This window comes from Pseudomonas sp. GV105, from assembly GCF_003058185.1.
Lineage (GTDB): Bacteria > Pseudomonadota > Gammaproteobacteria > Pseudomonadales > Pseudomonadaceae > Aquipseudomonas > Aquipseudomonas veronii.
Genome location: NZ_QBUF01000013.1, coordinates 177,676 through 196,048, shown reverse-complemented (window position 1 = coordinate 196,048; position 18,373 = coordinate 177,676). Strand labels below are relative to the sequence as shown.

20 protein-coding genes are annotated in these 18,373 nt (G+C 61.1%); 12 read left to right on the top strand and 8 right to left on the bottom strand.

Annotated features, from left to right (window positions below):
* Positions 1–17: 17 nt before the first annotated feature.
* Positions 18–962, bottom strand: a complete 945-nt coding sequence (locus tag C8K66_RS24045; protein WP_017849704.1) for a DnaJ C-terminal domain-containing protein — start codon at positions 960–962, stop codon at positions 18–20.
* A gap of 288 nt (positions 963–1,250) precedes the next feature.
* On the opposite strand from C8K66_RS24045, the gene C8K66_RS24040 reads away from it, so the two are divergent.
* A complete protein-coding gene (locus C8K66_RS24040) occupies positions 1,251–2,519 on the top strand; it encodes an Hsp70 family protein (RefSeq protein WP_017849705.1) in 1,269 nt (422 codons plus the stop codon).
* A 140-nt stretch (positions 2,520–2,659) separates the two neighbouring features.
* Here C8K66_RS24040 and C8K66_RS24035 read toward each other — a convergent pair whose 3' ends face one another.
* Together C8K66_RS24035 and C8K66_RS24030 are read right to left on the bottom strand one after the other, a co-directional pair.
* Positions 2,660–3,673 (bottom strand): AI-2E family transporter, encoded by a 1,014-nt coding sequence (locus tag C8K66_RS24035; protein ID WP_046384871.1) that lies wholly within the window; start codon positions 3,671–3,673, stop codon positions 2,660–2,662.
* A 173-nt stretch (positions 3,674–3,846) separates the two neighbouring features.
* On the bottom strand, positions 3,847–4,146 hold the full coding sequence (locus C8K66_RS24030) for a PsiF family protein (protein WP_017849707.1): 300 nt from the start codon (positions 4,144–4,146) through the stop codon (positions 3,847–3,849).
* Between the two features lie 144 nt (positions 4,147–4,290).
* Between C8K66_RS24030 and C8K66_RS24025 the strand changes: the two genes are divergently transcribed.
* Positions 4,291–5,178 carry a DMT family transporter gene (locus tag C8K66_RS24025; protein WP_057006068.1) on the top strand — a complete coding sequence of 296 codons (888 nt, stop codon included), beginning with the start codon at positions 4,291–4,293 and terminating at the stop codon, positions 5,176–5,178.
* A 112-nt stretch (positions 5,179–5,290) separates the two neighbouring features.
* Here the strand turns inward: C8K66_RS24025 and C8K66_RS24020 are convergent, their stop codons facing one another.
* Positions 5,291–6,181, bottom strand: a complete 891-nt coding sequence (locus C8K66_RS24020; RefSeq protein ID WP_046384873.1) for a triacylglycerol lipase — start codon at positions 6,179–6,181, stop codon at positions 5,291–5,293.
* Between the two features lie 176 nt (positions 6,182–6,357).
* On the opposite strand from C8K66_RS24020, the gene C8K66_RS24015 reads away from it, so the two are divergent.
* From C8K66_RS24015 to C8K66_RS24005, 3 genes are all read left to right on the top strand, one after another.
* Positions 6,358–6,888: a bacterioferritin gene (locus tag C8K66_RS24015; RefSeq protein WP_057006070.1), complete on the top strand. Its 531-nt coding sequence runs from the start codon at positions 6,358–6,360 to the stop codon at positions 6,886–6,888.
* A 430-nt stretch (positions 6,889–7,318) separates the two neighbouring features.
* Positions 7,319–7,612, top strand: a complete 294-nt coding sequence (locus C8K66_RS24010; RefSeq protein WP_057006071.1) for a DUF1778 domain-containing protein — start codon at positions 7,319–7,321, stop codon at positions 7,610–7,612.
* On the top strand, positions 7,603–8,091 hold the full coding sequence (locus tag C8K66_RS24005; protein ID WP_046487345.1) for a GNAT family N-acetyltransferase: 489 nt from the start codon (positions 7,603–7,605) through the stop codon (positions 8,089–8,091). Before C8K66_RS24010 ends, C8K66_RS24005 begins: the two co-directional genes overlap by 10 nt.
* A 100-nt stretch (positions 8,092–8,191) precedes the next feature.
* On the opposite strand, the gene C8K66_RS24000 is transcribed toward C8K66_RS24005, so the two are convergent.
* Both C8K66_RS24000 and C8K66_RS23995 read right to left on the bottom strand, forming a co-directional pair.
* A complete protein-coding gene (locus tag C8K66_RS24000) occupies positions 8,192–8,548 on the bottom strand; it encodes a hypothetical protein (RefSeq protein ID WP_046487343.1) in 357 nt (118 codons plus the stop codon).
* A 292-nt stretch (positions 8,549–8,840) separates the two neighbouring features.
* Entirely contained in the window at positions 8,841–10,910 is a 2,070-nt protein-coding gene (locus C8K66_RS23995) for an AsmA family protein (RefSeq protein WP_108526120.1), read from the bottom strand.
* 358 nt (positions 10,911–11,268) lie between these two features.
* Here C8K66_RS23995 and C8K66_RS23990 point away from each other — a divergent pair, with 358 nt between their 5' ends.
* Both C8K66_RS23990 and C8K66_RS23985 read left to right on the top strand, forming a co-directional pair.
* Positions 11,269–11,640 carry a hypothetical protein gene (locus C8K66_RS23990; RefSeq protein ID WP_102618686.1) on the top strand — a complete coding sequence of 124 codons (372 nt, stop codon included), beginning with the start codon at positions 11,269–11,271 and terminating at the stop codon, positions 11,638–11,640.
* Between the two features lie 160 nt (positions 11,641–11,800).
* Positions 11,801–12,433: a TetR family transcriptional regulator gene (locus C8K66_RS23985; RefSeq protein ID WP_046384878.1), complete on the top strand. Its 633-nt coding sequence runs from the start codon at positions 11,801–11,803 to the stop codon at positions 12,431–12,433.
* 4 nt (positions 12,434–12,437) lie between these two features.
* On the opposite strand, the gene C8K66_RS23980 is transcribed toward C8K66_RS23985, so the two are convergent.
* A complete protein-coding gene (locus C8K66_RS23980) occupies positions 12,438–12,944 on the bottom strand; it encodes a C40 family peptidase (protein ID WP_026140377.1) in 507 nt (168 codons plus the stop codon).
* A 338-nt stretch (positions 12,945–13,282) separates the two neighbouring features.
* On the opposite strand from C8K66_RS23980, the gene ureE reads away from it, so the two are divergent.
* The 5 genes from ureE (at position 13,283) to C8K66_RS23955 (ending at position 16,991) form a co-directional block, all read left to right on the top strand.
* Positions 13,283–13,783, top strand: a complete 501-nt coding sequence (gene ureE, locus C8K66_RS23975) for an urease accessory protein UreE (RefSeq protein WP_046384879.1) — start codon at positions 13,283–13,285, stop codon at positions 13,781–13,783.
* On the top strand, positions 13,780–14,454 hold the full coding sequence (locus C8K66_RS23970; protein ID WP_108526118.1) for an urease accessory protein UreF: 675 nt from the start codon (positions 13,780–13,782) through the stop codon (positions 14,452–14,454). The genes ureE and C8K66_RS23970 overlap by 4 nt, the downstream gene beginning before the upstream one ends.
* Before the next feature lie 9 nt (positions 14,455–14,463).
* The gene (gene ureG / locus C8K66_RS23965; RefSeq protein WP_017849719.1) at positions 14,464–15,078 is read left to right on the top strand and encodes an urease accessory protein UreG; all 615 of its coding nucleotides are present in this window, start codon (positions 14,464–14,466) and stop codon (positions 15,076–15,078) included.
* 22 nt (positions 15,079–15,100) lie between these two features.
* Positions 15,101–15,673, top strand: a complete 573-nt coding sequence (locus tag C8K66_RS23960) for a HupE/UreJ family protein (RefSeq protein WP_108526116.1) — start codon at positions 15,101–15,103, stop codon at positions 15,671–15,673.
* Between the two features lie 196 nt (positions 15,674–15,869).
* Positions 15,870–16,991 carry an AGE family epimerase/isomerase gene (locus C8K66_RS23955; RefSeq protein ID WP_108526114.1) on the top strand — a complete coding sequence of 374 codons (1,122 nt, stop codon included), beginning with the start codon at positions 15,870–15,872 and terminating at the stop codon, positions 16,989–16,991.
* A gap of 127 nt (positions 16,992–17,118) precedes the next feature.
* On the opposite strand, the gene C8K66_RS23950 is transcribed toward C8K66_RS23955, so the two are convergent.
* Positions 17,119–17,883 (bottom strand): SDR family oxidoreductase, encoded by a 765-nt coding sequence (locus C8K66_RS23950; protein ID WP_017849722.1) that lies wholly within the window; start codon positions 17,881–17,883, stop codon positions 17,119–17,121.
* Positions 17,884–18,373 lie beyond the last annotated feature (490 nt).

Below are 18,373 nucleotides of genomic sequence, written 5' to 3'. Positions count from 1 at the left end.
ACCGCCGCCCTGGCGGGTCAGGCGTTCCAGCCTTTGCGCGGATCGAAGGCGGCGCTGTCGGCCAGCGCCTTCCACAACCCGAGCACCTCCTCGGTGGCTTCTTTGGGCATCACCACTTTGAGCTGGATGAACAGGTAACCGCGCTGGCCACTCTTGTTCAGCAGGCCATGGCCCTTGGCGCGCATGCGCTGGCCGTTCTGGCTGCCGGCCGGGACCTTGAGGTTGATCTTGCCGGTCAGGGTCGGCACCGCGACTTCGGTGCCCAACGCCAGCTCCCACGGTGCCACCGGTACGGTGATCACCAGGTTTTCGCCTTCGACCTCGAACTTGGGGTGCGGCGCAAACTTGACGATCAGGTACAGATCACCATTGGCCCCGCCGCCAACGCCCGGAGCGCCCTGGCCCTTGAGGCGGATGCGCTCGCCGTCGGTCACCCCGGCAGGGATCTTCACGTTCAGGCTCTTGGTGGTGTTGCTGACATGCCGGCCCGAGGCGTCGTATTGCGGCACCTGGAAGCTGATCTGCTTGGACTCGGTCGACAGCGTCTCCTCAAGAAACACCGACAGTTGCATCTCCACATCCTGGCCCTTGCGCCCGGTACTGCGGCGCTGACCGCCGCCGAACGCATCGCCGCGCCCGCCGAAGATCGAACTGAAGAAGTCCGAGAAGTCGCCCGTGTCCTGGCCGCCGCCATAGCCGCCACGGCTCTGCCAGCCCGGTGGGCCCTGGAACGGCTGGCCATGCTGGCCGTATTTGCGCAACTCGTCGTACTCGGCACGCTTGTCGGCACTTTTCAGCGCTTCATAGGCTTCGGACGCGTCCTTGAACTTGGCTTCGGCGTCTTTTTCCTTGCTCACGTCCGGGTGATATTTGCGCGCCAGCTTGCGATAGGCGGCCTTGATTGCCTTGTCGTCCGCTGTCGGCTCCACGCCAAGGATCTTGTAATAGTCTTTAAAGTCCATCTGGGGGGTCACCCTCCGTCATCGATATCGCACAGCCAAGGGCACAGCATGCGCCGGTTTGCAGCGTTTGGATTGACTGAACTCAATCCCAAGCCGATGGATGCGTCTGAGTAGTTTATCGGCACCGCACGAATAACCTTGCAGCCGCCGACCGTATGCTGGACAAGTTGGGGGCAAACCCCGCTCTTTCAAGGCGCGCCGCCGGCTATTTAACAGATCGTCGGCCTACGCATCTGCACGCGGGTGGCATACACTGCGCGGCCGTTTTTCAACCGGAACCCGATAGACATGAAAAACCCATCCCCAGCCCGTGCCTGCGGCATCGACTTCGGCACGTCCAACTCCACCGTCGGCTGGATTCGCCCCGGCATGGAAACGCTTATCGCGCTGGAGGACGACAAAATCACCTTGCCGTCGGTGGTGTTCTTCAACTTCGAGGAGCGCCGCCCGGTCTACGGTCGCCTGGCGCTGCACGAATACCTGGAGAACTACGAAGGCCGGCTGATGCGCTCGCTCAAGAGCCTGCTGGGTTCCAAGCTGATCAAGCACGACACCAGCGTGCTGGGCACCGCGATGCCGTTCACCGACTTGCTCGCGCTGTTTATCGGCCAACTCAAGAGCCGCGCCGAAGCCACCGCCGGCCGCGAGTTCGAAGAAGTGGTGCTGGGTCGCCCGGTGTTTTTCGTCGATGACGACCCGATGGCCGACCAGGAAGCCGAGAACACCTTGGTCGACGTGGCGCGCAAGATCGGCTTCAAGGACATCTCGTTCCAGTACGAACCGATTGCCGCGGCCTTCGACTACGAGTCCACCATCGAAAAAGAAGAGCTGGTGCTGATTGTCGACATCGGCGGCGGTACCTCGGACTTCTCGCTGGTGCGCCTGTCGCCGGACCGTCGCCACAACGACAACCGCCACGACGACATCCTCGCCACCGGCGGCGTACACATCGGCGGTACCGACTTCGACAAACAACTCTCGCTGGCCGGCATGATGCCGCTGTTCGGCTACGGCAGCCGCATGAAAAGCGGCGCGTACATGCCCACCAGCCATCACATGAACCTGGCCACCTGGCACACCATCAACTCGGTGTACTCGCAAAAATCCCAGTTGGCCCTGGGCAGCATGCGCTACGACATCGAAGACACCGGCGGCATCGACCGCCTGTTCAAGCTGATCGAACAGCGGGCCGGGCACTGGTTGGCGATGGAAGTCGAAGAAACCAAGATCCAGCTGACCCACGAAGACAGCCGCCATGTGCTGCTCGACCGGGTTGAGCCGGGCTTGAGCGTAGACCTGAGCCGCACGTTGTTCGAGTCGGCCATCGACGGGCTGCTGGAGCGCGTGCGCAACAGCGTCACCCAATTGCTCAGCGACGCGTCGGTGGATGTGGCGCAGGTGGACACGGTGTTCTTTACCGGCGGTTCCAGCGGCATTCCGGCGCTGCGCCACAGCATCTCGGCGATGCTGCCGAATGCGCGGCATGTGGAAGGGAATATCTTCGGCAGTATCGGCAGCGGGTTGGCGATCGAGGCCAGTAAGCGCTACGGCAGCTGATACCGTCGCACTGCCCCCCTGTAGGAGCGAGCTCGCTCGCGAAGGACGCCAACGATAACGCGGGCTGTCTGACGGCGCGCGGTGCTCTTGGGTTTTTCGCGAGCAAGCTCGCTCCTACAGCAGAGCAGTGTCCTCCCTCCTCAGACCATCCCGCCGAGCTTCAGCTCACTCTTCAGGTACGCATAGTAAATCGGCCCCGCCACCACCCCCGGCAGGCCGAACGCGGCTTCGAATACCAGCATCGCCAACAACAATTCCCACGACTTGGCACTGATCTGCCCGCCGACGATGCGCGCATTGAGGAAGTACTCGACCTTGTGGATCACGATCAAATACCCCAGCGCCGCCACCGCGACCCAGATCGACAGCGACAGCGCGACGATGGTGATCAGGGTGTTGGACATCAGGTTGCCGATCACCGGCAGCAGGCCGAGCAGGAAGGTCAGCACGATCAGGGTCTTGGTCAGCGGCAGGTGAATCCCGCACAGCGGCAGCACCACGGCGAGGAACACGGCGGTAAACACGGTGTTGAGGGCAGCGATCTTGATTTGTGCGAAGACGATGTTGCGAAACGCCTGGACCAACAGGTGCAGACGATCGAACAGCGCGGCAGCCAAGGGTTTGCGCTTGGTCAGGTCGGGGATGCGCTGCAGCGCCATGATCGCGCCGAGCACCATGCCGATCAGCAGGGTGACGAACATGTGGGCGGCATCTTTGCCCACCAATTGCAGATCGCTGAGGTGTTTGCTGATCCAGTCGCCGATGGCCACCCGGAATTCAGCGGCGCTGGCGGGCAGGTAAGCGTCGAGGAACGGCGGCAGCTGGCCGCGCGCGCGGTCGACCACGCCCATGAATTTGTCGAGGGAGGCCCCGGGGTTTTCCGCTTCGTGGAGCAGGAAGCTGATCGCGCCGGCAAAGATCAGGGTCAACACGCTGACGATCAGGGTGCCGAGCAAGGCCACGGCCAGCCAGCGCGCACGCCGACCTTCGATCAGCCGTTGCAGTTGAGGGGTAAGCATGTTGACCAGTTCAAATACCAACAGCCCGGCCAGCAGGCTGGGCAGCAACTTCAGCGGCAGAACCAGCAGTAATCCGCCGAAAATGATGATGTAACTGGCCAGCAATAACACGTGACGCTGAGAAAACGTTGGCATACAGCCTCAAAACGAACGGCGTTAAAGGATGGGCAGTCTGCCAGCCTTGAGGCAATCAAGCGAGTGGATCGGTAGTCAATGCGATCAAGCGTGGGAGCGGGCTGGCCCTTCAGGTAGACCGGGGGGCCCAGCCAGCCGCCCACATTTGATCTTCAGCGAGCGCGAACGCGCGATCAGCCTTTGAGACAGGTGCTCATGAACGTCTTGCGCGCATCGCCGGTCAGCGCCTTGGTTTTCGCCGACGCATTGCAATCTTTCATCTTCTGCTGCTGCGGGGTCAGCGTCTTCGCATCATTGGCGGCGGGCGCCGACAGGCAGGTTTTCATGAACGCTTTGCGCTCGTCGCCTTTGAGCGTCTTGGTGGTGGCCTCGGCATTGCAGGTGGTCATTTTATTTTGCTGGGCGGTAGCGGCAAAGCCTTGGGAACACAGCAGCAGGCCCATCATCAACAACGGAATTCGCAGCATCTTCATGGAGTTTTCTCCCTGTTACCGCACCGGAGGGCGCGGCCTACGGAGGAGTGTAGCCAAACCTTGTAACATCTTCACCGACTACGGATGTTCGCCCGTCGGTACTGCGCCATACTCCCGTCTCACCAACACCTTGGGTTGTTTTCAATGCAATACGCGTATCCCCTGCTGGCCATTTTCATCTGGGCCGGCAACACCGTGGTCAACAAACTGGCCGTGGGTTCGATCTTCCCCGCTGAAATCGGCTTCTACCGCTGGTTGCTCGCGGCGCTGCTGTTTACCCCGTTCATGCTCAAGCCGGTGATTGCCCAGTGGCCGATCATCCGCCCGAACCTGGGCAAGATTTTTATCCTCGGCGTGCTGGGCATGGCGGTGTATCAAAGCCTGGCCTATTACGCCGCGTCGCTGACCAGCGCCACCAACATGGGCATCATCCTGTCGCTGATGCCATTGATGGCGTTGACGGCGGCGATCATCAGCCTCGGCCAACGCCTGACCTTCGGCGCGCTGAGCGGCGCGGTGCTGTCGTTCGCTGGCGTGGCGGTGGTGGTGTCGTCCGGCAGCCTGGGCACGCTGCTGCAACACGGGGTCAACCTGGGCGACGCGATGATGCTGGTCGCCACCCTGGCCTACGCGGTCTACAGCACCTTGCTGAAAAAATGGCAGCTGCGCCTGCCGCCGTTGGTGTTGCTGTATCTGCAGGTGCTGGTGGCCGTGGTGGTGCTGTTTCCGCTGTTTCTGTACTCGGCAAAAGCCGGGCTGGGCTGGGCGAATATTCCGTTGGTGCTGTACGCCTGCCTGTTGGCCTCGATGCTCGCACCATTGGCCTGGATGCACTCGGTGAAAACCCTGGGGCCGAGCCGCACCACGTTGTTTTTCAACCTGCTGCCGCTGATTACCGCGCTGATCGCGGCGCTGGTGTTGAAGGAAGCGTTGGCGCTGTATCACCTGGTGGGCGGGCTGCTGACGTTGGGCGGGGTGATTTTGTCGGAGCGCTGGACTACGCCGGTCGGGCGTAAGCTGGGCGTTGCCTGAGCTATCGCTATCGGGGGCAAGCCCCCTCCCACAGTTGACCGAGGCGCCAGGGCGAACGCGGGCCAATGTGGGAGGGGGCTTGCCCGCGATGAACGATAACGCGGTGCATCTCCTACACCCCAGCCGCCTTGAGCCTCTGCGCATGCTCGACGAACAAGCGGATCGGCTCCGCGCCTTTGCCCACCAGCCCCAGCGACTGATTGACGATATCGAAATGGTCGAGGGCGTAGTCATCGCCGATCACCGTCCCCAGGTGTGAGCTGTAGCGCCCGACCATGCCATCGCACTGGCCTTTCTCTCGCACGAAGCTGCGGGCGAACAAGCGGCAACTGCGATTCGTGCCATCGAGCAGGTTGCGCCCGCGATCGGTCTTACCCGGCTGCAAGGTGCCGGACCATGAGTAATAGCGCACGCCATTGACCTCTGCGGCGCCCTGCCCGCCCCATGTCGGCGGCAATCCCTGGGGATACTCACGATTGAACACCGCCACGCCGGCGCTGGTCAGCGACTGGTGCGAGGCATGCAGGTCGGCCTTGAAGCGCGGGCCTCGGTAGCCGGTCTCCAGCAGGCTCATGACGGCGGCGACCAGATGAAACAGCGCGCTGACCATCCGGCCTTTGAGGCTGCCCCGGGGGTAATGGGTGTGGAAATAATCCGCCAGCTCCGAACCGTGGTTGGGGCCGGCCACCGACGTCACCGAGGCGATCCACTGCGGACATTTGGCCGCGGCATAGCGCGCAGTGAGCGAACCCTGGCTGTGGCCGATCAGGTTGACCTTGTCGGCACCGGTTTCGCGGCGAATCCGCTCGACCTGCGCGAGCAACTGCTCGCCACGCACCTCGCTGGAATCGAGCGGCGCCACCTGCACCGCAAACACCTGCGCCCCGCCGGCCCGCAACGCCGGGACGATGCCGTACCAGTAAGGAAACAATCCCAGGCGCACAAACCCCAGCATGCCCGGCACCAGCACCAAGGGGTAACGCGTGGCTAACGACTGCGACATGAAGCGAACGTCCTTGATCAAGAAAGGATGAGCGCAGGCTAACCCAATCCGGCGACGGGCTGATGACATCTGCCGGCAAATCCAATAAAACTTTTTGCCCCGCCCACGACTCACAACTTGGAGCGATCACGCCGACAGAGCGTGGCGTAAAACCGGATTAGCCCCAGGAGGTTGAGATGACTGCAGCAAACCTGACTGACGTTGCGACCCTGCGCCAACGCGCCCGCCAGAACGTCGAAAACGGCGCCGTGACCGAAGGCTACAACGCCGACCGCGAAGAGATCATTCGCCTGCTCAATGCCTCGCTGGCCACCGAACTGGTCTGCGTGCTGCGCTACAAGCGTCACTACTTCATGGCCAGCGGCGTGAAGGCGCAGATCGCCGCTGCAGAATTCCTCGAACATGCGACCCAGGAAGCCGAACACGCCGACAAACTCGCCGAACGTATCGTGCAGTTGGGCGGCGAGCCGGAATTCAACCCGGACCTGCTATCGAAGAACGCCCATGCGCAATACGTGGCCGGCAACAATTTGAAGGAAATGGTCTACGAAGACCTCGTCGCCGAGCGGATTGCGGTCGACAGCTACCGTGGAATCATCCAGTACATCGGTGACAAAGACCCGACCACCCGCCGCCTGTTCGAAGAAATCCTGGCTCAGGAAGAAGAGCATGCGGATGACATGGCGGATATTCTCGAAAGTCTGTAAATGACTGCGCGTCTAAAAAGGGGGAAGCGGATTAGACCGCTTCCCCTTTTGACCGTCAGTTCGTCAGAAACCATGACAGGGCCATCCCCGCGAGCAGGTAGGGAACGACTATTCCTGACATCAGCGTCCCTCCTTCAGCAGCATCGTCGCGTATTCCTGAGCGGGAGTGATGGGACTGACACACGTATAGCTATAAGATACACGCGTGTAGACATTAGCTACACGGCGCGGTAGCATGCTCCCTGAGGCCACCATCATGGCCTCAACTATCAAACGTTAGATCTCCCAAACGACAGATCACATTAAGCGAATCACTGAGACATCTCAAAGGTATCCCCCCCATGCAAAACACTAAGCAGAAGTTTGACGCACTAACGCGATAAGGAGGCCTCCACGCAAAAACGTAACCATTCCAAGGTGGGACAGAAACATGACTGCAATCATTGAAAGCGTTGAAAAATCCAAGCCCGTTCCAATCAACATGAGAGCGGACGAAAAAAAACGGAACCTGATCGATTTGGCAGCGGCAATGTCCGGTCGCGATCGAACCAGCTTTATCTTGGAGGCTGCTTGTCAAAAAGCAGAAGAGGTCATCCTGGAAAAGCGCCTGTTCCTTCTCGACGACGTTGCATTTGACGCATTTGAACAGGCCATGGACGCCAACCCGATCCGAGGTAACAAGTGCCTACAACAACTTCTAGAAAGACCCAAACGGTGGAGCTAAAAGCCCCAGAAAGGCTGAACGATGAACACTCCCTGGATCAGTTCGATTCGGGTGAACAGTCGATCAACGATTACCTGCACAGGCAGGCGCGTAAGGCTCAAGCGGCCAAACAGGCCGTTGTTTACGTCGTCTGTCGCAAGGACACCGCTATCGTCATGGGTTACTACACCCTGTCGAGCGGTTCCATCGCACGCGAGAGCGTCGTTCCGAAAAGCCATCAACGCAACTCACCTAGCGTGCATCCAGTGACACTGCTGGGGCGCATGGGGATTACTCAAGAAGCTCAAGGCCAGGGTTATGCCATCGACCTGCTGCAGGATGCAGTTGAACGGGCAATCAGCGCCTCCAATACGATTGGGTCGAGCGCAATGATTGTTCACCCGCTGAACGAACGCCTGTCGAGTTTCTATACCAAGTACGCAGGATTTATACCGTGTCCGGGACTTTCGCCGATTACGTTGATGTTGCCGCTTCGGTAGCCCCGTCCGACGTAACGCCAAACCCGCTATAGCTCTCGCGATAGCGGGTTATTGTGGGGGGCAGGTTAGCCAACTTCCTCTTTTTTTCCTGATATGACCGTCAGGTAGTCAGTAGCCATGACAGGACCATTCCAGTGATGGAAAACAGTGTGAGCAGGAAGGGCATGACCATCCAGAGTTTGAGTCTTATGGGAATAGCTTTCACATCTTCAACGAGTACTAAACGTCTCCATTGAAAAGCCGCGGGCATAAGAATAACAAGGGCGACAGCGAAGAGTCTCTTCATCCTCCCCTCAAACAATCCGGCTTTGAACATGTGCTTGAACATCACTATAAATGTGCTGAACCGCAAATAACTCTCGGCCTCTTCCAGCTTTGTATACATAGCATAAAAAGATATAGGGAAACTCAGCATCATAATAACCCCCGAGACTATCCCCATGGACTCAAGCGTCATTGCCCACTCCCTGAAACTTTGTAAAGGAGGGAGCCTATTTGCTCACCGGTGTGGCTACCTAAAGCGCCCACGGCTACGCCCTTTATGGCGATAAACACATAAGGCTCCTGCATCGCGTCCACCTCCAAGTGACTGTGACCGCCGACTATAAGAAGGCGCCGCAGGAGGTATAAGGGGAATCAGGGGCGGATTTACTGTTTCAGAAATGAACTACGCAAGACCAAGAGCACACTTACAGCACTGACATAAAAAAGGCGCCCCTAGGGGCGCCCTTTCTTACGACTGCGCCGAATCAACCTTTCACGGTCTTCGGCGCCTTGCCTTCCTTCATCTGCTGCAACAACGGCGCGCACTGATTGGGCACGTCGCCGCTCGGCGCGACCAGTGCCAGCAACCCGGCAGCCGGGCCGGCGATCACGCCCAGCGCGACCATGCCGGCGCCACGCAGTGCCAGGGGGATGGCTTTCACGCCGGCATTCGGTTTGATGAACGGACCGTTCACATACAGCGGTGAGCGCAGCGAGAACAGGCGGAAGCCTTTCGATTCCGGGGTGATGGTCAGGTCGAGCTGCTCCGAGGCCATGTTCGCCGTGCCATCGATATAGACGATGGCGTTCTCGGTATCGAACACAAACAAGCGCGTGGTCGCGAGCCCGGTCTTGATGCCGAAGTCGGCCGCCGCGCAGTTGATCTTCACTTCCTTGTCGCCAAACAGGCGCCCGACGACGTAGTTGCCTACGTTGAGCCCGACGATTTCCATCAGGCCTCGGCTGATGGCGCCGTCGTTGATCAGCATCTTCAGGTCACCGTTGGCCGAGCCCAGCAACGCCGCCACCGAGTTGCCGCGCCCGGCAATATCGGCATCGCCGTTGAGTTCGCCAAAGCTGGTTTTCATCGGCTCGAAGGTCGGGAACAACTGTTTGAGCTTGAAGTTGCGCGCGGTCAATTTGGCGCGGCCTTCCATCGGCGTGATGCGCCCGTTCAGGCGGATCTGTGCATCGAGCTTGCCGCCGGCCACGCCGAACCGCAGGGGTTGCAGGCTCAGTTCGCCATCCGTCAGCACCAAGTGCGTATAGAGATCGGTGAAGGGCAAGTCGGTGCTGTGGACGATGCGTTTGCCGGTGAATTCCACGTCGGCATCCATGTCACGCCAGCGCTCGGTGCGGAACGCTTCCACCGGCAGCACTTTGGTCGCCGGTTGCTTGCTCATCCCGCCACGGGCTTTTTGCTTGGCGTTGGAGTCGGCACCGATCAAGGGCGCAAGGTCAGCCATCAGCAGTTGGTTGGACACCAGCGTGCCGCTGAGTTTGGGCCGCGGCTGGCTGGCGACGTAGGCCAGGTTGCCGTGGATGTCGCTGTCGCCGATCTTGCCGTTGAAGTTGTCGTAGCGGAACGTCGCGCCGCTGGCTTGATGCAGTTGCGCGATCAGGCGCCCATCGGTGGAATAGGCCGGCGAGTCCGGCAGGGTGACGCCGGTCAGCGGGTACAGGTTGCCCAGGCTGGCGCCCGCGAGTTTCAGGCGCAGGTCCAGGGCACCGAGGTTGAGCGGGTCGGTCAGGGTGCCGGCCACGGCGATGCGGGTGTCGGCGACGTTCACCTGGGCTTGCAGCGGAAACGGCTTGGCCGCGTCCTGCAAGGCGAGCAGGCCGCCGATCTTGCCGCTGCCGTCGAGTGTCTGCCCGTGGTAGCGACCTTTGACCTTGAGGCCGAACGCATAGTCCTGGGGGGCCGCGCCTTTTTCCAAGACCTTTTTGGCATCCGCATCGCCGACGATTTCGTTAAACGGAATGGGTTTGCCCAGCGGGTCGATGATCACGTCCAGTTGGGTTTTGAGGGTCTGGTCGTCGAGGGTCACGTGGCCCTTGTCGAAGCCGATGGCACCGATGTCCACCACCCAGGCGGAGGGTTCGGCGTTAGGGTCCTTGGGATCGAATGTGAACACCCAGTTGGCGCGCCCATCGGCCAGGCGCTGCAACTCGGCGCTCGGTTCGACGAGGTCGATACGCGGGATCACCACGCGTTGCACCAGCAAGGCCAATGGCGAGATACGCAGCTCCACACGCTTGAGCGTGACCATCTGCGGGGTTTTCGACCAGTCGGGGTTGCCCAGGCTCAGGTCTTCGGCAATGACATGGGGCCAGGGCACCCAGGCACGCCAACCGCCCTCGTCCAGTTCACGGCGCCACACCACCGCCAGGTTGCCATTGATGGCGAACGGACGATGCAGTTCTTCGGAAACCTTGGCATTGAGCGGCGGTTTGATGCGGTTCCAGTCGAAGAACAGCAAAAACAACACCACCACGGCGATTGATAGAACGATGCTGGCGCAGCACCAAGCGACGATTTTACGAGTGCGCGTCATTGCACAGAGCTCCTGAATACGACTGGCTGAGTCACAGCCCTTGAGACAGCTTATACAGCTAGGACTGGCAAACCCTCCCGGGGTTTAACCCAATCAACGTTTTGCCGGAAAAAATCCATTTTTCTGACCACTTCGACAGATTTATCCCACGCCAACGCACCATTGTTACCCAAGCGCGTGTCGAAAATACCCAGCACGGTGCAAAACCGCGGGCTTGAGAGGCTCGACTTAGAGCCTCCCATGGGAACAATCAATTCCGTTGATTATTACCATTGGGTTTATGAACTTTTATATCGACTTATCGAGAGTAGCATTAGCCCCGTACCCACTTAATCGCCCTCCCAAGGAGCAACCCATCATGAAACGCCAAGTACTCGCTACCGTGCTGCTGTCCGTCCTGGCATCCAGTGCCTTTGCCCTGCCGGCCGCTGAACAAGCGATCCCACAAGCCAAAGCCGATGCCGTTCAATTCAGCCAAACCCTCGCCCGTAGCGGGTCGCAAGAACAAGAGAACCGTGACTACGCCAAAGGCGCCGTTGCTGAAAATGGTTCGGAACAAGCCAACAAACGCGCTTACACCGAAGGCGTGACCGAAAACGGCCGCAACCGCCTGGAAGAAAAAGGCCTGGTTGAAGGTGGTGCTGAACACGCCAACAAACGTGCCTATACAGAAGGTGTTGCTGAAGGCGGTGCCGACCGTCTGCAAGACCTGCATCAAGCTCAGAGCTAAGCCTGTGGTGGCCCGGAAAAAAGCCCGATCCCTGGATCGGGCTTTTGACTTTCTGCACAACGTGTCACGTATCCACGCCGCAATGCCCTGCCAAGTTCGACGTCTATGAAGCGGTTTTGCTAGAGTGCGTCGCTGTACTTGCCGACAAAGCCCGCCCGCCATGCTGCCCCGTGCCGAACAGAAGCAACAGACCCGCCTCGCCCTGATGGACGCAGCCCGCCATCTGATGGAGTGTGGCCGCGGGTTCGGCAGCCTGAGCCTGCGGGAAGTGGCCAAGACAGCCGGGATCGTGCCCACCGGGTTCTATCGTCACTTTGCCGACATGGACCAACTGGGCCTGGTGCTGGTCAGCGAAGTCGGCCAGACCTTCCGTGCCACGATCCGCCTGGTGCGCCACAACGAATTCATGATGGGCGGCATTATCGATGCGTCCGTGCGGATCTTCCTCGATGTGGTCGCGGCCAATCGCTCGCAATTCCTGTTCCTGGCCCGCGAACAGTACGGTGGCTGCCTGGCTGTGCGCCAAGCCATCGGCGCCCTGCGCGAAGACATCACCAGTGACCTGGCCGCCGACCTGACCCTAATGCCCAAGCTCCAGCACCTGGACGCCGACGGCCTGCACGTGATGGCCGACCTGATCGTCAAAAGTGTGTTCGCCACCCTGCCCGACATCATCGACCCGCCCGCCCACGCGCTGCCCGCCCACCTCACGCCCCAGGCGAAAATCACCCAGCAGTTGCGCTTCATCTTCATTGGCCTCAAGCACTGGCAGGGCCTCGGCAGCACCGAGTAAGCCGTCAACCCGCCGTGTGGAAACGCTTGGCGCCGGTGTAGTTCTTGTTCCAGTAGTTGTTGCTCAACGAATCGATCCGCACATTCTTGCCGGCCCGCGGCGAATGAATGAATTTCCCTTCGCCGATATACAGCCCCACATGGCTGACCTGACCGCGCCCGTTACCTTTGAAAAACACCGCGTCCCCCGGCTTGAGCTCGTTGCGCTTGACGGTCGCAGCCGTTGAACGGTGCATCGCCGCCGTCGTGCGCGGGATGTGAATGTTGGCTTCGGTCTTGAACAGGTAGACCAGGAAACTACTGCAATCAAACCCTTGCTCGGCCGAGGTGCCCCCCCATTTGTACGGGGTGCCCAGCAGGGCATGGGCGCGGTCGACCACATTCGCCACCGAAGACGTTGGGACACCAGGCAGCGAAGAGCCGAATGTCGATTGGGGTTTCAGGTTGGCCGAGGCCGATGAGATGACACAGGAAAGACTGAAAAGGATTAAAAAGAAAAGTGACTTGAACATTGATGAATCGCCGTGGTGTTAAGACGGCGCAAATCCTAAAGAAACAGCGCGTAACTTTTTGAACGCGGAATCCGGATACCGCGTAGGAGAAATCTGAAAAAACACCAGTGCGAATTAGATGAGAGAAATTTCATGCAAAACCGCACGCCACATCCACACACAACGCCCCCATCCAGTGCCACACCTCCAGACGCGCACCAAATTGAAGCATAAAGGCGCTGACTGACGCCCTATTCGGTGGCATCGCTGCGCTCGCCTTCAGGGAATTCCTACTCCTGCGCGGGATTGGCAAGCCCCTTGCTCTAGCTCTCTTATCGCTCATAGCTGGAAGCCTTCTGATGCTGGTGATCCACCGCCGAATCGCCCCGCAAGCCCTCTGGGTCGCCGAGTTGCTGCTGAACTTCGAAGCACGCAGCAAAAGCCGCCTGCGCTGTTTCAGTGCCGACGGCGAAGACGTCGGCCTGTTCCTGGAGCGTGGCCAGCCGCCGCTGCACGATGGCGAGTTCCTACAGGCTGAAGACGGACGTGTAGTACGCGTCTGCGCGCGCCCTGAACAACTGCTGCACGTCACCTGTCGCAATGCATTTGAACTGACCCGCGCCGCGTATCACCTGGGCAATCGCCACGTGGCCTTGCAAGTAGGCGACGGCTGGCTGCGCCTGCTGGATGATTACGTGCTCAAGGCCATGCTTGAACAGCTGGGCGCGCGGACCGAAACCCTCGAAGCGCCATTCCAGCCGGAACACGGGGCCTACGGCGGCGGCCACCACCATTCACGCCATGGCGATGAAGATTTCAACTACCCGCCGAAGCTGCATCAGTTCGGCGTGCGTTTATGAACCCAGCCTGGGCGCTGCTGCGTCTGGCCAGTCCGCAATTGCCGATTGGCGGCTACAGCTATTCCCAGGGCCTGGAAATGGCCGTGGAGAATGGCCGCGTCAAAGACGCGGCCGGCGCCCGCCGCTGGATCAGCGACCAGTTGCTGCTCAACCTCGCCCGCTTCGAAGCGCCGCTGTTGCTCGCGCATTGCCGCGCCGCCGTGGCCGGCGATTGGTCGCAGCTGGCGCAACTGTGCGAGGAACACCGCGCCAGTCGCGAGACCCGCGAGCTGTATCAGGAGAGCCGGCAGATGGGGTACTCCCTGCAGCAACTGCTCAACGGCCTGCCGGAACTGGACGACGCGGCCCGTGATTTTCTCGCACAACACGCCGAGCCGCATCTGGCGCTGGGCTGGGCCCTGGCCGCACGCGCCTGGGGCATCAGCCCCGACGACGCCCTCGCCGCCTGGCTGTGGAGCTGGCTGGAAAACCAGCTGGCCGTGCTGATGAAAACCCTACCGCTCGGCCAGCAGGCCGCCCAGCGCCTGACCAGTGAACTGCTGCCCCTGCTGCAACACGCCCAGCAGGACGCCAGCCACATCGACCCCAACCATTTCGGCAGCGCCGCGTTCGGCCTGTCCCTGGCGTGCATGGCCCACGAGCGCCAGTACAGCCGCCTGTTCCGTTCCTAGGAGAAGCACATGAACACACAACCTCTGCGTGTCGGCATCGGCGGCCCGGTGGGCTCCGGCAAGACCGCCCTGACCCTGGCCCTGTGCCTGGCCTTGCGTGATCGCTACAACCTGGCGGTGGTCACCAACGACATCTATACCCGCGAAGATGCCGACTTCCTGGTGCGCAACCAGGCCCTGGCGCCCGAGCGCATCATCGGTGTGGAAACCGGCGGCTGCCCGCACACGGCGATCCGTGAAGACGCCTCGATCAACCTGGAAGCGGTGGACCAACTCAACCGGCGCTTTCCCGGCCTGGACCTGATCCTGGTGGAGTCGGGCGGCGATAACCTGTCGGCGACGTTCAGCCCGGAACTGTCGGACCTGACCATCTATGTGATCGATGTGTCCGCCGGCGATAAACTGCCGCGCAAGGGCGGCCCCGGCATCTGCAAATCCGACCTGCTGGTGATCAACAAGATCGACCTGGCGCCCTTGGTCGGCGCCTCGCTGGAACTGATGAACAGCGACACCCAACGCATGCGCAACGGTAAACCCTTTGTGTTCAGCAACCAGAAAACCGGCGTCGGCCTGGATGAGATCGTCGCCTTCATCGAACGCCAGGGCCTGCTGACTGCGGCCTGATCACCCCATAAGGAACCTGTCCATGCGCCTGAAAAAACTCTTCGCTGCCGCCGCCCTGCTGCTCGCACCCGCCTTGGCCTTCGCCCACCCGGGTCACGGCGACAACGGCCTGGTGGCGGGTATCAGTCATCCATTGGGCGGTCTCGACCATTTGCTGGCCATGCTGGCGGTCGGCTTGTGGGCCGCCCAGCAAAAAGGCGCGGCGCGTTGGGCGCTGCCCTGCACCTTCGTGGCCACCCTGTTGCTCGGCGGCCTGTTGGGCTTTGAAGGCCTGGCGTTGCCGGCGCTGGAAAGCGGGATTGCCGCGTCGGTGCTGGCCCTGGGCCTGGCGGTGGCGCTGGCGGTGCGCCCGCCGTTGTTCGTGGCGCTGGGGGCAACGGCCTTGTTCGCGCTGTTCCACGGCGTGGCCCATGGTTTGGAGCTGCCGGACATGTCCAGCCCTTGGGCGTATGCCGCCGGATTTGTCGGCGCCACCGCTGTGTTGCACGCTGTCGGTTATGCCGTGGTGCGCTGGCTGCCGACTGCGGCGGCGCCGTTGGTGCGGGTTGCCGGGGCGGCTTCGGCGGCGACCGGGGTTTGGTTGCTGGCTGGCTGATTTGCGGCGCGATTAAGCGCCTCATCGGGGGCAAGTCGAATCGTCGCACCGCCCCTCCCACATTCGCTTGCATTCCAAAGTTGGAACTCGGTCGAATGTGGGAGGGGGCTTGCCCCCGATAGCGGTGGCGCAGACACCACCGTTCCCAAGCCTGCTACCATGCGCGCCTACACCCCTGCCGTGACGACGCCAGCCGATGCCCATCGCTCCAAGCTCCGCCCTTCAGCCTTCCTTGAATGCCGTGCTCACGCACTTCCATGACCTGATCGTGCCGCTCTGGCAGGGCCCGGGCTGGAACGCCGAGCTGGCGCTGCCCTACGAGGCGCTGGACGCCGACCACCGGCCGCTGCCGCCGCAACGCTACCGCGCCATGGCCTGTGCCCGGCAGTTGTACCTGTTCGCCAGCCTGATCGGCGAACCCGGCGCAGCCTTTGCCGAAGAACGCGCCGCCGTGTTGTTCCGCTCGCTGCAACGGCATTTCCACGACGCCGAGCACGGCGGCTGGTTCTACAGCATCGACCCCGCCGGCCAGCCGCTGGACAAGCGCAAGGATCTGTACACCCACGCGTTCATCATCTTCGCCTGCGCCCATTACTGGGCCAAGGTGCGCGAACCGCTGGTGGAGTCGGTGTTGAATGCGGCGCTGGAAGTGGTCGCCCAACGTTTCGCCAGCGGCGATGGCCTGTACGAGGCGGTGCTGGAGCGTAATTGGTCGTCCCTCAAGTCCGGCCCATTGCAAAACCCGCTGATGCACCTGGCGGAAGGCTTCCTCGCCACCCTGGCGGTGCGTGAAGACGCCGCGGTGCAAACCGCATTGCTGGCCTTGGCGACGGCCATGCAGCAGCGTTTCATCGAGCGCCAGCACGGCGTGATGATGGAAAAACCGCTGGGCGCTGTGGACAACTGGTTTGAGCCGGGGCACCAGTTCGAGTGGTTCTTCTTGCTTGAGTCTTCCGACGTGCTGCGCGGCACGCCGCTGCATGCTTCGCTGACGCGGGCCTTTGCCTATGCCGAGCAAACGGGTGTGGATAACCGGACCGGCGCGGTCAGCGGCATGCTTGCCCTGGACGGCAGCGTGCGCGACGGCACCCAACGCATCTGGGCCCAGGCGGAATACCTGCGCGCACTGACCTTGCGGCCGGGCAGCGAAGCCGTGCTGCAGCGCCAGTTGCTCGCGTTGCAGCAGCACTTCCTGCATGCCAAGGGCTGGAATGAATGCCTGGATTCCCAGGGCAGCGTGAGCCGACGGGATATGCCGTCGACCACGCCGTATCACCTGGCGACCTGTTATCAGGGGTTGGTCAAGGTTCTCGGCTGACCTTCAGGGACTCATCGGGGGCAAGCCCCCTCCCACATTTGAAGGTGGTTCACAGATATTGATGTGTGAACCCAATTCAGTGTGGGAGGGGGGCTTGCCCCCGATACAGGCGACTCGGTCTAACCCCTTACTTGGCCCCACGCTCAATCGCAAACCCGGCCCAGCTCTGGCTCACCGGCATCAGCTCAAGGCGGTTGATGTTGACGTGCGCCGGGGTGTTCAGCACCCAGAAGATGGTGTCGGCGATGTCCTGCGGCTGGATCGGCTCGGCGCCGGCATAGGTGGCGTCGTAGCGCGCCTGGTCGCCGCCGAAGCGCACCAGAGAGAACTCGCTTTCACACAGCCCTGGCTCGATGTTGGTCACACGCACGCCGGTGCCTTGCAGGTCGCAGCGCAGGTTCAGCGAGAATTGCTTCACGAACGCTTTGGAGCCGCCATACACGTGGCTGCCCGGGTACGGGTAGCTGCCGGCGATGGAGCCCAGGTTGATGATCCCGGCACCGCGGCCATAGGCGATCAGGCGCGGCAACAGCAGGTGGGTGGTGGTCAGCAGGCCCTTGATGTTGGTGTCGACCATGGTTTCCCAGTCGTCGAGGTTGCACTTGGGCGCGGGATCGGTGCCCACGGCCAGGCCGGCGTTGTTGATCAGCCCGCGCAGCTTGGCGAACGCGGGCGGCAGGCCGGCAATCGCCGCTTCCATACCTTGGCGGTCACGCACGTCCACCACCAGGCCGTGTACTTCGGTCTGCTTGGAAAGCTCTTCGACCAGCGCGTTCAGACGCTCGGCACGACGACCGGTGAGCACCAGTTTCCAGCCAGCTTCGGCAAACCGACGGGCGCAGGCTTCGCCGAAACCTGAAGTTGCGCCAGTAATAAACAGCGTGTTGGACATGGTGTTCTCCTTGCGGGCATCGGAAAAAATAAGCCAGCAGAATGCCCTTACACCGTCGTCGCGGCAACCGCTATGCACATCACGCCATGCACGCCTGATCAGTTTTTAACCAAACCACGCAAAGCCTTACACACCGTGGCCTGCAGCCATATTCGCGCAGGTTATCCACAATTGCGCCCACAGTCTTTGGGGGCAAGTGCAAAAAGCCCAGAGCCGCTGTGTACAAGGCTTTCAGGCGGTTTTGCAAAGTTTTTTGCTTGACCTGGACGAGGCGGTATGTAGGCCCATGCACGAGAGGAAAAACCGAACGATGGCTCCAGGCCAGTCATTCCGGCCTCTGCGGACGTCTTTCCAGAGTTTAACCACAGACTTATCCACAGGCTGGACAGACATAATCCGGTCATATACCTGTGTCTTTAAACAGGTTGACAAACCCCTCGGCAGGTCGCCAAAAAGCCACTGATCAAAAAACAACCATCACGCTGCAGGC

Bases quoted from the DNA above. Each gene is read 5' to 3' on its own strand.
- C8K66_RS24025 (WP_057006068.1), top strand. From the start codon at position 4,291: ATGCAATACGCGTATCCCCTGCTGGCCATTTTCATCTGGGCCGGCAAC.
- C8K66_RS23980 (WP_026140377.1), bottom strand. From the start codon at position 12,944: ATGTTCAAGTCACTTTTCTTTTTAATCCTTTTCAGTCTTTCCTGTGTC.
- C8K66_RS24000 (WP_046487343.1), bottom strand. From the start codon at position 8,548: ATGACGCTTGAGTCCATGGGGATAGTCTCGGGGGTTATTATGATGCTG.
- C8K66_RS24015 (WP_057006070.1), top strand. From the start codon at position 6,358: ATGACTGCAGCAAACCTGACTGACGTTGCGACCCTGCGCCAACGCGCC.
- C8K66_RS23960 (WP_108526116.1), top strand. From the start codon at position 15,101: ATGCGCCTGAAAAAACTCTTCGCTGCCGCCGCCCTGCTGCTCGCACCC.
- C8K66_RS23955 (WP_108526114.1), top strand. From the start codon at position 15,870: ATGCCCATCGCTCCAAGCTCCGCCCTTCAGCCTTCCTTGAATGCCGTG.
- C8K66_RS24020 (WP_046384873.1), bottom strand. From the start codon at position 6,181: ATGTCGCAGTCGTTAGCCACGCGTTACCCCTTGGTGCTGGTGCCGGGC.
- C8K66_RS23970 (WP_108526118.1), top strand. From the start codon at position 13,780: ATGAACCCAGCCTGGGCGCTGCTGCGTCTGGCCAGTCCGCAATTGCCG.
- C8K66_RS24045 (WP_017849704.1), bottom strand. From the start codon at position 962: ATGGACTTTAAAGACTATTACAAGATCCTTGGCGTGGAGCCGACAGCG.
- C8K66_RS23985 (WP_046384878.1), top strand. From the start codon at position 11,801: ATGCTGCCCCGTGCCGAACAGAAGCAACAGACCCGCCTCGCCCTGATG.
- C8K66_RS23990 (WP_102618686.1), top strand. From the start codon at position 11,269: ATGAAACGCCAAGTACTCGCTACCGTGCTGCTGTCCGTCCTGGCATCC.
- C8K66_RS24010 (WP_057006071.1), top strand. From the start codon at position 7,319: ATGACTGCAATCATTGAAAGCGTTGAAAAATCCAAGCCCGTTCCAATC.
- C8K66_RS23950 (WP_017849722.1), bottom strand. From the start codon at position 17,883: ATGTCCAACACGCTGTTTATTACTGGCGCAACTTCAGGTTTCGGCGAA.
- C8K66_RS23995 (WP_108526120.1), bottom strand. From the start codon at position 10,910: ATGACGCGCACTCGTAAAATCGTCGCTTGGTGCTGCGCCAGCATCGTT.
- C8K66_RS24040 (WP_017849705.1), top strand. From the start codon at position 1,251: ATGAAAAACCCATCCCCAGCCCGTGCCTGCGGCATCGACTTCGGCACG.
- C8K66_RS24030 (WP_017849707.1), bottom strand. From the start codon at position 4,146: ATGAAGATGCTGCGAATTCCGTTGTTGATGATGGGCCTGCTGCTGTGT.
- C8K66_RS24035 (WP_046384871.1), bottom strand. From the start codon at position 3,673: ATGCCAACGTTTTCTCAGCGTCACGTGTTATTGCTGGCCAGTTACATC.
- ureE (WP_046384879.1), top strand. From the start codon at position 13,283: ATGCTGGTGATCCACCGCCGAATCGCCCCGCAAGCCCTCTGGGTCGCC.
- ureG (WP_017849719.1), top strand. From the start codon at position 14,464: ATGAACACACAACCTCTGCGTGTCGGCATCGGCGGCCCGGTGGGCTCC.